Source organism: Novosphingobium capsulatum NBRC 12533 (assembly GCF_001598375.1).
Classification (GTDB): Bacteria; Pseudomonadota; Alphaproteobacteria; order Sphingomonadales; family Sphingomonadaceae; genus Novosphingobium; species Novosphingobium capsulatum.
In genome coordinates, this window is the sequence record NZ_BCYV01000008.1 from 169,499 (window position 1) to 182,614 (window position 13,116).

10 protein-coding genes are annotated in these 13,116 nt (G+C 65.5%); 7 read left to right on the forward strand and 3 right to left on the reverse strand.

What is annotated here, in order from left to right; all coding sequences use genetic code 11:
- Positions 1-5: 5 nt before the first annotated feature.
- The 3 genes from SCA01S_RS07720 (at position 6) to SCA01S_RS07730 (ending at position 4,965) form a co-directional block, all read left to right on the forward strand.
- Complete coding sequence (locus SCA01S_RS07720) at positions 6-3,176, forward strand: efflux RND transporter permease subunit (protein WP_022676747.1); 3,171 nt, start codon at positions 6-8, stop codon at positions 3,174-3,176.
- Between the two features lie 5 nt (positions 3,177-3,181).
- Positions 3,182-4,615: an efflux transporter outer membrane subunit gene (locus SCA01S_RS07725; RefSeq protein WP_062784514.1), complete on the forward strand. Its 1,434-nt coding sequence runs from the start codon at positions 3,182-3,184 to the stop codon at positions 4,613-4,615.
- A gap of 68 nt (positions 4,616-4,683) precedes the next feature.
- A complete protein-coding gene (locus SCA01S_RS07730) occupies positions 4,684-4,965 on the forward strand; it encodes a hypothetical protein (protein ID WP_231627583.1) in 282 nt (93 codons plus the stop codon).
- 80 nt (positions 4,966-5,045) lie between these two features.
- Here SCA01S_RS07730 and SCA01S_RS07735 read toward each other — a convergent pair whose 3' ends face one another.
- Positions 5,046-6,134: a Gfo/Idh/MocA family protein gene (locus SCA01S_RS07735; RefSeq protein ID WP_171795945.1), complete on the reverse strand. Its 1,089-nt coding sequence runs from the start codon at positions 6,132-6,134 to the stop codon at positions 5,046-5,048.
- A 30-nt stretch (positions 6,135-6,164) separates the two neighbouring features.
- Between SCA01S_RS07735 and SCA01S_RS07740 the strand changes: the two genes are divergently transcribed.
- From SCA01S_RS07740 to SCA01S_RS07755, 4 genes are all read left to right on the forward strand, one after another.
- On the forward strand, positions 6,165-7,073 hold the full coding sequence (locus SCA01S_RS07740; protein WP_062784786.1) for an aldo/keto reductase: 909 nt from the start codon (positions 6,165-6,167) through the stop codon (positions 7,071-7,073).
- A gap of 11 nt (positions 7,074-7,084) precedes the next feature.
- Complete coding sequence (locus SCA01S_RS07745) at positions 7,085-8,146, forward strand: LLM class flavin-dependent oxidoreductase (RefSeq protein ID WP_062784788.1); 1,062 nt, start codon at positions 7,085-7,087, stop codon at positions 8,144-8,146.
- Between the two features lie 79 nt (positions 8,147-8,225).
- Complete coding sequence (locus SCA01S_RS07750) at positions 8,226-9,485, forward strand: MFS transporter (RefSeq protein WP_062784516.1); 1,260 nt, start codon at positions 8,226-8,228, stop codon at positions 9,483-9,485.
- Positions 9,486-9,549: 64 nt separating this feature from the next.
- A complete protein-coding gene (locus tag SCA01S_RS07755; protein WP_062784518.1) occupies positions 9,550-11,835 on the forward strand; it encodes a TonB-dependent receptor in 2,286 nt (761 codons plus the stop codon).
- Positions 11,836-11,898: 63 nt separating this feature from the next.
- Here SCA01S_RS07755 and SCA01S_RS07760 read toward each other — a convergent pair whose 3' ends face one another.
- Complete coding sequence (locus tag SCA01S_RS07760; RefSeq protein ID WP_062784520.1) at positions 11,899-12,615, reverse strand: anti-sigma factor family protein; 717 nt, start codon at positions 12,613-12,615, stop codon at positions 11,899-11,901.
- Entirely contained in the window at positions 12,612-13,100 is a 489-nt protein-coding gene (locus SCA01S_RS07765; protein WP_062784522.1) for an RNA polymerase sigma factor, read from the reverse strand. Before SCA01S_RS07765 ends, SCA01S_RS07760 begins: the two co-directional genes overlap by 4 nt.
- Between the last annotated feature and the right edge of the window lie 16 nt (positions 13,101-13,116).

The following is a 13,116-nucleotide window of genomic DNA, read 5'->3' on the forward strand; positions in this document are numbered from 1 at the left end:
CCCGCATGTCACGCTTTTTCATCGACCGGCCCATCTTCGCATGGGTCATCGCGATCGTGCTGATGCTGGCCGGCGTTCTGGCTATCCGCACGCTGCCGATCTCGCAGTTTCCGGCAATTGCCCCACCGGCGGTGTCGATCACCGCCACCTATCCCGGGGCTGACGCCGAAACCCTGGAGAAGACCACCACCCAGATCATCGAACAGCAGATGAAGGGGCTGGATCACCTGCGGTATTTCTCGTCCTCGTCCTCCGCTGCGGGCACGGTGACGATCACCCTCACGTTCGAGCAAGGCACCAACCCTGATATCGCCCAGGTGCAGGTGCAGAACAAGCTGCAGGCAGCCACTCCGCTCCTGCCGCAGGAAGTGCAGCAGCAGGGCCTGCAAGTCGCCAAGGCGACGCAGAACTTCCTGATGTTCGTTGGCCTGTATTCGGAGAGCGGCAAGCGTTCCGGCGCGGACTTGGCCGACACCCTTGTTTCCAAGCTGCAGGATCCCCTGTCGCGCGTTTCGGGCGTGGGTGATACGCAGATTTTCGGGTCGCAATACGCGATGCGTGTCTGGCTCGATCCGCTCAAGCTGAACCAGTACGCCCTGTCGGTCGCAGATGTCACGGCCGCGCTGAAAGCGCAGAACGCCCAGGTTTCGGCCGGCCAGATCGGCGCCCTGCCCGCACCGGGCACGCAGATGCTCAACGCGACCGTGGCGGTGCAATCACGCCTGTCCACGCCAGAGGAATTCTCCAAGATCCGCCTCAAGATCGGCAGCGACGGCGCCGTGGTTCGCCTGGGCGACGTTGCCCGCGTCGAGGTTGGCGCGGAAAACTACGGCTTTGAATCCAAGTGGAATGGCAAGCCTGCCGCTGGTCTTGGGATCAAGCTGGCGCCTGGCGCCAACGCGCTGGACACCGTTGACGCCATCAAGGCCCGCGTGAACGAGCTTTCCACGCAGTTCCCGTCTGACATCAAGGTCATCTATCCCTACGATACCACGCCGTTCGTCCGCCTTTCGGTGGAGCAGGTCGTGCACACCCTGGTCGAGGCCGTGGTGCTGGTATTCCTCGTGATGTTCCTGTTCCTGCAGAACTGGCGCGCCACGCTGATCCCCACGATCGCCGTTCCGGTCGTTCTGCTGGGCACCTTTGCCGTCATGGCGGCAGCGGGCTATTCGATCAACACGCTCACGCTGTTCGGGATGGTCCTGGCCATCGGCCTCTTGGTCGACGACGCGATCGTGGTGGTCGAAAACGTCGAGCGCCTGATCGTGACCGAGCACCTCAGTCCGATCGACGCCGCGCGCAAATCGATGAACGAGATTTCCGGCGCGCTGATCGGCATCGCCATGGTGCTGGCGGCCGTGTTCCTGCCGATGGCGTTCTTCGGCGGATCGACCGGGGTGATCTATCGCCAGTTCTCGATCACGATCGTGTCGGCCATGGCGCTTTCCGTGCTCGTCGCCTTGGTGCTGACGCCCGCGCTGTGCGCCGCCATTCTCAAGCCGCACAAGCCCAATGAGCAGGAAAGCAATGGGCCGCTGGCCCGTTTCTTCCGCTGGTTCAACGAAAAATTCGATGCCGGCCAAGAACGCTATGAACGCAGCGTGCGCTCCACCGCGCGCAACTGGAAACGTTCGATGGTGGTCTATGCCCTGATCGTGGGCGGGTTGGCGCTATTGTTCGTGCGGCTGCCCGGCGGGTTCCTTCCCGATGAAGACCAGGGCATGGTCATCGCTCTGGTCCAAGGCCCAGCCGGCTCTACCGCCGCGCGCACGGAAAAGGGCCTCACCGTGATCCGTGACCACTTCACCAAGCAGGAAAGCGCCAACATTGCCGGCGTGTTCACGGTGAACGGTTTCAGTTTCGCGGGATCGGGCCAGAACAGCGGCCTGGCGTTCGTGCCGCTCAAGCCGTGGAGCGAACGCTCTGGCAAGGCCAACGCGGCGCAGTCGATCGCCGGGCGCGCCATGGGCGCGTTTGCCGCCTATCGCGACGGGCTGATCTTCGCGATCACCCCGCCCGCCGTGCAGGAACTGGGCAATGCCACCGGGTTCGACCTGCAGTTGGTGGACCAGGCCGGACTGGGGCATGCCCGGCTGCTGCAAATTCGCAACATGATGTTGGGCATGGCCATGCAGGACAAGAGCATGGTCGGCGTACGCCCCAACTCGCTCGACGATGCGCCGCAGCTCAAGGTGACGGTGGACCAGGAAAAGGCGGGTGCGCTCGGCCTTGATCTGTCCACGATCAACAGCACGATCGCCACGGCGTGGGGCGGCAGCTACGTCAACGACTTCGTCGATCGTGGCCGTGTAAAGCGGGTCTACGTCCAGGCCGATGCGCCCTATCGCATGGCGCCCGAAGACATGGACAAGCTGTTCGTGCGATCCAGCAACGGCAGCATGACGCCCTTCAGCGCCTTTTCCACGATCTCGTGGGAAAAGGGGCCGGTGCAGCTCACCCGCTACAACGGCCTGCCCTCGATGGAAATTCTCGGCGCACCGGCACCGGGCGTCGCCACCGGAAGCGCCATGGCCGCGATGGAGGCGATCCACGCCAAGCTGCCCCCCGGCACCGCGCTGGAATGGACCGGTCTTTCCTATGAAGAACGGCTTTCGGGTGGGCAGGCGCCGGCGCTTTATGGCCTGTCGCTGCTGATCGTGTTCCTGTGCCTTGCCGCGCTGTATGAAAGCTGGTCGGTTCCGCTGTCCGTCATCATGGTTGTGCCGCTTGGCGTGATCGGCGCGGTGCTGGCAGCCACGCTGACGGGGCTCAACAACGATATCTACCTTCAGGTGGGCCTGATCACCACCATCGGGGTGTCGGCCAAGAACGCGATCCTGATCGTGGAATTTGCCGAAGAGCGCATGCGCGACGGCATGGGCGCGTTCGACGCGGCGATCAGTGCCGCCCGGCTGCGCCTGCGACCGATCCTGATGACCAGCCTTGCCTTCATCTTCGGCGTGCTGCCCCTGGCAGTGGCGACCGGGGCTGGTGCTGGCGGCCAGAATGCCATCGGTCGTGCCGTCGTGGGCGGGATGCTCTCCGCAACGGTGCTGGCGATCTTCCTTGTGCCGATGTTCTTCGTGGTGGTCTTCAACCTCTTCACGCGGCGCAAGCAGGCCGATCAAACCCATACCCAAGACGACGAGGGCGCGTCCGCGCCCCAGGGAGTCTGACTGTCGTGACCAAATCCCAAACCGTGCTCGCGGCCGTGCTGCCTGCCCTGCTCTTGTCGGGCTGCAACCTGGCGCCGCGCTATGCCCGGCCGGCGCCAGCCGTGCCGCCGGCCCTGCCCCAGGGCCAAGGCGTCTATCCGGCGGCTGACGCTGCCCAGACGCAAGACCTGGCCCGGATCGGCTGGCGCGAATTCTTTCGCGACGATCGCCTGCGCCAGGTGATCGAGCTGGGCCTGGCCAACAACCAGGACCTGCGCCTGGCCGTGGCCAATGTGCAGGCGGCGCGCGCGCAATATCGCTCGCAACGCGCCAACCTGTTCCCGGCGATCAGCGCCAGCGGATCGGGCACTTATACTAACACCGCGTCCTTTGCCGCCAGCGCTGGTGGCGCGGCCAGCGCGGGCCCGGCCGACATCCAGTATTTCACTGGCAACGTCGGGCTGTCTTCGTTCGAGATCGACCTGTTCGGGCGCCTGCGCAACCTTTCCAAGGCAGCGCAGGAGCAGTACCTGGCCAGCGAGGAAGGGCGGCGCGCCACGCGCGTCACCCTGATCGGTGAAATCGCCGCGGCCTGGCTGACGCTGGGCGCGGATCGCGATCAGCTGGCCACGTCCGAACGCACGCTCAAGGCCTACGCGCAAAGCCTGGACCTGACCAAGGCGCAGTTCCGCATTGGCGTGACCTCTGCCCTGGAAATGCAGCAGGCGGAAACCAGCTATCAATCGGCGCGCAATGACATTGCCGTGCTGCAAACCCAGGTGGCGCAGGATCTCAACGCGCTGCAGCTGCTGACCGGTGCGCCTGTGCCCACCGAGTTGCAACCGCAGGGGCTGGGAACCGAACCGGCAACGATCGATGCTCTTCCGGGCAATCTTGGTTCCGACGTGCTGCTGCGCCGGCCCGACGTGCTCCAGGCCGAGCACCAGTTAATCGCGCAGAACGCCAATATCGGCGCGGCGCGGGCCGCGTTCTTCCCGCGCATATCGCTTACCGCCACGATCGGCACGATCAGTTCGACGCTGAGCAACCTGTTCTCGTCGGGAACGGGAACCTACACCGTCTCGCCCTCAGCCAGCCTGCCGCTGTTCAATTTCGGGCAGAACCAGGCCAATCTCGATTATGCCAAGGCATCACGCGATGCGGCGGTGGCGACCTATCAGAAAACCATCCAGACCGCATTCCGCGAGGTTTCCGATGCGCTGGCCCAGCGCGGCACGATCGACGAACAGATGGCGGCGCAAACCGCCCGGGTTCAGGCCGCCCAGCAGGCGGCGATGCTGTCTGACGCGCGGTTCCGCGCCGGGGTGGAATCGTTCCTCACCGCCCTTGATTCGCAGCGTAGCGCCTATGCCGCGCAGCAGCAGTTGGTGACCACGCGCCTGGCCCGGGCCAACAACCTGGTGACGCTCTATCGCACCTTGGGAGGCGGCCTCGATTGAATCGCTTGCCAAAGCGCCAGACCAGAATAGTATCTGTTGCATAACATATATGCGGAAGAGGTCTGGCGATGAACGAAGGCATGCGTGACGGCGTAACCGATGCGGGCGATGAAAGCCTGATCATCCTCGAATCGCTGCTGTGTCTGATGCGGGAAAAGAATCTGCTGAGCCGCAGCGATATCGAGCTGCTGTGCGAAAAGGTGGAGCGTCGTGCCACCGGCACCAGCCGCAATCCTTTGCCGTGCAACAATGGCAGCGCGACTGAGGCTGTCAGCTACCTGCGCCGTCTTTCTGCCTATCTTGGTCAGCGCTATGGCGGCAAGCACATGCGCCGCGGCGCCGCCAACTGATCCACCAACCAGTGCCGGGCGGCAGAGTGTCCGCCGCCCGGCCTGGGTTGTTTTCCTTCACGCCCTCACTGCTGGGCCCATCAACCCAGCACTTCCGCCATGTCCACCGCGCGGTGCTCACGCGCGCTGATCTCGGCCGCCGTGCCGATGGCCACGGCCATGAGCCCGTCATGGGCCGTCACCAACACATCTCCTTCACCCCGCACCGCGCGCGCAAACGCCGCGTGCTGGTAATAGGTCGATCCGTGGTGTGATCCGGCCGCCAGTGCGGTTTCATCCACCGCCACGTGCCGGCGTTCCACCGCCTTTGGCCCCGGCCAGGGCACGCGCGGAGACCACACCAGGTCTCCGGGCGGGATCAACACATCCAGCCGGCCCTTGTCGCCCGTCGCGCTCATTTCTTCCTGGTGTTCGGCGCCTTCGGCAAACATGCACAGATCGAGCATCGCGCGGGTGCCGTTGGCAAAGTCCACCGTGGTAAAGCTGTTATCAATGATATCAGGCCGTGCACCCTCATAGCGCTCGTCCACGTGGTTCACGTCCATGGCGCCCGAGCAATAGACCCGCACCGGCTCGCTCTGCGTGATCAGCCGCATCAGATCGAAGAAGTGGCAGCATTTTTCGACCATGGTGCCGCCGGTCTTGGCCGAAAAGCGGTTCCAGTCGCGCACCTTGACCAGGAACGGGAAGCGGTGCTCGCGAATCGAGAGCATCTGCAGCGCGCCCACCTGGCCGGCGTGGATGGCATCGATGAACGCGGCAGCGGGCGGCATGAAGCGGTATTCCATGCCGGTCCAGAACGGCGCGCGGCGCGCGGCGGCCTGCTCCACCACCCAGCGCGCATCGGCCATGGTGGTGCACAGCGGCTTTTCACACAGGATCGCTACGTCGCTGGCCAGCAGCGGCTCCAAAACGGCGCGATGGGTAAAATTGGGCGACGCCACGACCACGGCATCGATTCCGCCCGCGGCTACCAGGCTGGCGGCATCAGCATGCACGGCCACATCCTGGCCCGCATCGCCCAGCGCGGCCCGCGCCCAGTCGATCGAGGTTGCTTCGGGATCAGCGATGGCGACGATTTCGGCATCGGGCAACAGCTTGATATTGTGGATATGCTCCACCCCCATCATGCCGGTGCCAACCAAGCCGTAACGCAGTTTCTCTACCATCACCAAGCTCCTTGTGCCATGGCGCTCTCCATGACGAACCTCAGCCTAAAGACCGAACCCGTCGCGCTCGGCAAGAGCGGACTTGCCGTTTTCCCGATTGCCTGGGGCATGTGGCGGCTGGCCAGCCCCGACGGCAACGATGATCTGGGCGCCATTGCCGATCGCGTGGAAGCCGCGCTGGATGCGGGCGTAACCCTGTTCGATACCGCCGATATCTATGGTTGCGATGCGCCGGTGGGCTTTGGCGGGGCCGAAGGCCTGTTCGGCAAGGCGCTCGCAGCCAATCCGCATTGGCGCGAGCGCATGGTCATCGCCACCAAGGGCGGCATCTGGCTGGGCAAGCCCTATGATTCGACGCTCGCCTATCTGCGCAGCGCGATCGATGCCTCGCTGGCGCGGCTTGGGCTGCCCAGCGTTGACCTTTACCAGATCCACCGGCGCGACTTCCTCACCCATCCGCGCGAAGTGGCCGACGCGCTGGTCGAGATGGTCGAGGCAGGCAAGGTCAAGCACGTGGGCGTGTCGAACTACAGCCCGGCCGAGGTTGCGGCATTGCAGGCCTTCCTGCCCTTCCCGCTGGTGTCGACCCAGCCGGAGTATTCCGCCGCGCGGTTTGCGCCGCTGTACGATGGCACGCTGGACCAGGCGATGGAACGCGAGATGGCCGTGCTGGCCTGGTCGCCGCTGGGCGGCGGCAGGCTGACCGATGCCAATCATCCGGTGGGCGCATTGCTGGCCAAGCAGGGCGCGGCCTATGGCACCGACGCCAGCGCGGCGGCATTGAGCTGGATCATGGCGCATCCGGCGCGGATCGTGCCCATCGTCGGTTCGCAGCAACCCGCCCGCATTGCCGCGCTGCGCGACGCCTTCAAGGTCGAATGGACGCGCGGCGAATGGTACGCGGTGCTGGAAGCATCGCGCGGAGAATCCATGCCGTGACCCAAAATCCCGTGACCCAAAATCCGTGCGAAATCAGCTGGTTTTCCGCGCTTTGCGATGACGACTATGAATATCTCGGGCAAAGCGACCCGGCGCTGCAATCAAGCTGGGAGCATTGCCGCAATATCGTGCTGGGTGCCGAAGAGGGCGGGTTCGACAATATCCTGCTGCCATCCGGCTATGCCCTGGGCATCGATACCACGGCTTTTGCCGCCGCCATCGCCACGCAGGTGCGGCGCATCAAGCTGCTCATGGCAGTGCGGGTCGGCGAAATGTGGCCGGCGCAGCTGGCGCGCCAGATCGCGACGATCGACCAGATTCTGGGCGGGCGACTGACGGTCAACATCATTTCCAGCGACCTGCCGGGCGAAACGCTCGATGGGGCGTCGCGCTATGAACGCACCGACGAGGCGATCGCCATCCTGCGCACCCTGCTTGCCGGGCAGCCACTCGATCACCAAGGCCGGTTCTGGAGCCTCAAGCTCGACGCGCCACGCATGCTGCAGGCCGCGCCGCGCGTGCCGGCGCTCTATTTCGGTGGCCTGTCTGAACCGGCACGCGAAACCGCAGCCAAGGGCTGCGATGTCTATCTGATGTGGCCCGACCGCATGGAGGCGGTGAAAGACATCGTCGCTGATATGAAAGCCCGCGCGGCCCGGCATGGCCGCACCATCCGCTGCGGCTATCGCGTGCACGTGGTGGTACGCGAGACGGAAAGCGAGGCGCGCGCCGCGGCCGATCGCCTGCTGAGCAAGCTGGACGCCGCGCAAGGCGCAGCGATCCGTGCCAAGTCGCTCGATTCCCAATCGGTGGGTGTGCAGGCGCAGGCCGCCCTGCGCGAGGCAGCCGCTGGCGATGGCTATGTCGAAGACAACCTGTGGACCGGTATCGGCCGCGCCCGATCGGGCTGCGGCGCGGCGATCGTGGGTGACCCTGACCAGGTTCTGGCCAAGCTCAACGCCTATCGCGCGGCGGGGATCGATGCGTTCGTGCTGTCGGGCTATCCCCATGCGCGCGAGGCGGATCTGTTTGCTCGCCACGTCTTGTCGCATATCGACCACGCACCGTTTTAATCTCTACTGCAAAAGTTGAACTTTCTGGCACTCCCTTGCCGCACCCCGTAACAGGCATGGCAAAGGAGTGCCGCCACCGATGACTGCCCTGCTCAGCCCCCGCCGCCGCCAGCTGCTGTTTGCCCTGGCCCTGACGGCGGGGATTCTCAATCTGGTCGATCGCCAGATTATCGCGGTGCTCAAGCCCACCATCGCCGCCGACCTGCATTGGAGCGACGACGATTACGGCACGCTGGCGGCGCTGTTTCAAACCGGGGCGGCGTTCGGCTTTCTTGCGGCGGGCTGGCTGGTCGATCGGCTTGGCGTGCGACGGGCCAATGCCTTTGGCGTGGCGGCCTGGTCGCTTGCCGCGATGGCGCATGGCTGGGCACGCAGCTTTGCCGCGTTCATGGCCTGCCGCATCAGCCTGGGCGCGAGCGAGGCGATGGGCACCCCGGCCGGTATCAAGACGATGGCCGCGATCTTTCCGCCCGAGCAACGCTCGACCGGCATCGGCCTGTCCAACGCGATCAATTCGATCGGCGCGATCCTGGCGCCGCTGGCCATTCCGATCGTTGCAGCGATCTGGGGCTGGCGCGCGGCCTTTGTCATGGCCGGCGCGCTGGGCCTGGTCTGGGCAATGGCCTGGTGGCTGGCCACGCGCGGCGTCGATTTTGCCGATACGCCGACGGCCAAGGCGCAAGATCACCATCGCGCTAGACCGGTGTGGCGGGAGCGTCGCACTTGGATCATTGCCGGTGCCAAGGTGCTGTCTGATGCCACCTGGTTCCTGATGCTGTTCTGGATGCCGGACTATTTCCACCGCGCGTTTGGGCTGGCCGGCACCGAACTCGGCCCGCCGCTGGCCCTCGCCTATGCCGGCGCGGCAGTTGGATCGGTCTTGGCCGGCACGCTGTCGAGCCGCTGGATCGGCGCCGGCCAGTCGATCGACCGCGTGCGCAAGCGCGTGATGCTGGCCTCTGCCCTGGTCGTCACTCCTGTGCCGCTGGCCTTGCTGGCCCCCAGCGCGTGGAGCGCTGCGGCGGTGCTGGCACTGGCGCTGGCCGGACACCAGGGTTTTTCCACCAGCCTGTTTGGCCTGATTGCCGATGTCACCCCGCGCGCACGCGTGGGCCGCGTCACTGGTTTTTCCGCGTTTTGTGGGAATATGGGCGGCACCGCGATCACCAAGATTGCCGGCCTCACCCTGGCGGCCGGGCTGGGCTATGGCCCGCTCTTTTCGTTCGCGGCGGTGTCCTATCTGCTTGCCCTTGGGCTGATCAGGCTGGGCATGCCGCGCATCGTCGCGGTGGAGGAAGGGACCGAAGGAAGCGCCATGGGCATGGCGTTGGGGCACTAAAGAAAAACTTTCTTCTCTACCTATAGGGTTGAGTATAGCGCCGCCGCGTTCAAGGGAGAAATCGATGCCCAAGTTTTCCGTTTCGCTGCGCAGCGCGCTCTTGCTCGCCGGTGCTTTGATCGTGCCAGCCGCCGCCGCTGCCCAGGATGCACCGCCCGCGGCGCCTGCCCCGGCAGAAGCAGACGCGCCGGCGCCAGGCGAAATCGTCGTCACCGCGCGGTTCCGCAACGAAAGCCTGCAACAGGTACCGATCGCGATCAGCGCGGTCAGCGGCCAGTCGCTCAACGATCGCGGCATCCACAATCTCCAGGATCTGTCGGCCAGCGTGCCGACGGTCGATTTCCGCAGCGGCGCCTCGAACAAGGACCGCACCGTGTTCATTCGCGGCGTGGGCACGATCACCACCTCGCCGGGTGTCGAATCCTCGGTTTCGACCGTGCTCGATGGCGTGGTGCTCAACCGCCCCGGCCAGGCCACGCTCGACGTGGGCGAGGTTGAGCGCATCGAAGTGCTGCGCGGCCCGCAGGGCACGCTGTTTGGCAAGAATGCCTCGGCCGGCGTGATCAACATCGTCACCGCCGCGCCCACCCAGGCATTCCATGCCTATGTCGAAGGCGGCGCCACCACCGATGCCGAATACCGCGTCAAGGCCGGCGTCACCGGCGGCCTGACCGATACGGTCGCGGCGCGGATCGACGGCGTTTACGCCAACTACAAGGGCAACGTTTGGAACGCGGTGACCAAGGACAAGGTCAACGGGTTTGAACGCTATGGCCTGCGCGGCAAGATCGAGGCGCGCCCGAGCGAAGCCTTGACGCTGACGCTCGCGGGTGACTGGCTGCACAGCTATGACACGACCTCCAACGGGGTCTATGCCAACACCAACCAGATCGCCTATCCGACCAACACCGTCACCGCCTCGCCCACGCTGGTCGGCATCCTCGCCGGCTATGGCATCACCGCCGGGCCCAGCAACCGCACCGTCGCCACCACGTTCGATACCGACGTGCGCGACGAGAATTTCGGCGCCTCGCTGACGGCCGATCTCTCGCTGGGGGATTACAAGGTCACCTCGATCACCGCCTGGCGCGGCTGGAAGAACCACCAGCACCAGGATCTTGACGCCACCCAGGCCTCACCCACCGTGCAGCCGCAGAGCGACGATCATGGTGACGTCAACACCAACCAGTATTCGCAGGAACTGCGCCTCACCTCGCCCAAGGGCAAGCTGATCGACTATGTCATCGGTGCCTATGCTCTGCGCGCGGAGACCGACGAGCGCTATCAGCGTGATCTGACGCGCACGTCTGGTGTGACGACCGGCGTTGCCAAGTACGGCATCCGCGCCAACAACTATGCGCTGTTTGGTGAAGCCAACATCAACTTCACCAGCAATTTCCGCGCCATCGCCGGCTATCGCTCCACCTGGGACAAGCTGAGCTATTATCACGTGCGCACGTCGACGGCCGATCCGGCCAACACCGGCAGTGCCGCGTTCAACGTGTCGGGCATCCGCGCCTATCACAACAGCAACGGCAGCACGTCGACCCGTGGCGATTCCTGGCGCGCCGGGCTGCAGTGGGACGTGAGCAGCCACACGCAGGTCTATGGCACCTGGTCACGCGGGTACAAGGGGCCGGCCTACAATGCCTTTTTCAACATGCAGCCGACCGATGAAATCGCCCTGCTGCCCGAAACCTCCAATTCCTTCGAAGTGGGCATCAAGGGCAGCACGGCCGATCGCTCGGTCCGCTATGCGCTGGCGGTCTATTCGACCACGTTCAAGAACTATCAGGCCAACGTGGCCGATCTGGTCAACGGCACGGCGGTGACCCGCCTGATCAACGCCGGCAAGGTCCGCACCCAAGGGGTCGAGGCCGATGTCACCCTGGTGCCGACCAAGGGCTTCACCGTCGATCTGTCGGCCGCCTATGACGATGCCAAGGTGTTGAACTTCAACTGCCCGGCCGGCCTGCCCGCCAGCTGCGACATCAATGGTGAGCCGCTGCCCTTCGCGCCCAAGGTCAAGCTGTTTGCCAATGCCGGCTATCGCTTTGCCCTGACCGAGGCGGTCGATCTGGAACTGCAGAGCGACATCGCCTTCAAGAGCGAGACGCAGTACCAGTTGACGCAGACGCCGGGCACGATCCAGCCCGCCTATGCCATCTGGAACGGCAGCGTCGCGCTGTTGGGCCACGACGATGGCTGGCAGCTGCGCGCCTATGTCAAGAACATCACCAACACCCACTATGCCAGCTATCTGGTCAATGGCGGGGTGGCCGGCATCGTGCGCTATGTGCCGCGCGATGACGTGCGCTATGGTGGCGTGACGCTGCGCAAGACGTTCTGATCGGCCGATCCGCCGCGTGTCTCGCCCCAGGCAGGGGCACGCGGCGGATGCCGACAAGACGCATCAGGGCTTGCGCCAGCCCGCCGCGCGTGCCGCGCGTTCGGCGGCGGGATCCAGCGCAGGCCCTTGCGCCATGTCCTGCGCCAGGGCCATCAACGCCGCATCATGGCTGCCGGCCTGGCGATATGCGCCATCGTCGCCGGCCCCCGCCGCTGCGCCGCCGCCCACCTGCCGAATCAGCTTCCATCCCCGCGCGTCGTGGCAGGCAATGCCGCCACCCTGCCCGCTGTCATAGCCGCGGCACAACGCACCCGATGCATCGGCAAAGCTGATCACCACCCGCGCCGATGCGCCCGCCGGCGCCTGACCAGACAGCTGGGTATCGAGCGCGCTGGCCAGGGCCCCATCGGCATAGCCCGGCCCCGGGCCGTTGCCGCCTGGATGCTGGAGCACGACCGCCAGCGTCAGCGATGCCGCCAGCGCCAAGCCGATGCCCCCGCCCCACACCAGGCGTCTCGGGCGGCGCGCACGGGCGGCGGCGAGGTCAATCACCTCTGCACCGGTCTGTGGCTGGCTGGCCGCGGCGAGCAAACCGGGCGGCAAAGGCGCGTCGAGCACGGGGGCGTAATGCGCGGCGAGCCGGGCCTTGAGCGCGCGATGCCGCTCCACCTGCCGGGCTAGCGCCGGATCGGCGGCCATCGCGCACTCGACCTCGGCCTGCATGGCGGCATCGAGTTCGCCATCGGCATAGGCAGCCAGGGTTTCGGGAGAGGGCGTCACAGCTCGTCTCCCAGCATGGCAAGAAGCGCGTCGCGCCCGCGCACCAGGCGGGAATTGAGTGTGCCCACCGGGCAACCAACGATCTCGGCCGCTTCCTTGTAGGACCAGCCTTCGACCATCACGAGCAAGACCGCCTCGCGCTGTTCATCGGGCAGGCGCGCCATCGCGCGGTCCACGTCAGACAGCTGCGCGCGCGCCTCCTGCCCGCCATCGGCGCCCACGGTTACACCCGCTTCTTCGTCCACAAATGTCTGGCCACGGCGGGTTTCGGCACGGGCCTCGTCGATCCACAGGTTGCGCATGATCCGATACATCCAGCTATCCAGGCGGCTGCCCTCTTGCCATTGCTGGCGGCTGCGCAGCGCGCGTTCCACGGTCATCTGGCAAAGATCGTCTGCCCGCGCCGCATCGCGTGCCAAGCCCAAGGCAAACCGGCGAAGCCGGGGCAGCAGGGCCAGCAGGGCGGTTTCGAAACGGTCGGTCAGCGTTCTTGCCTTTTCC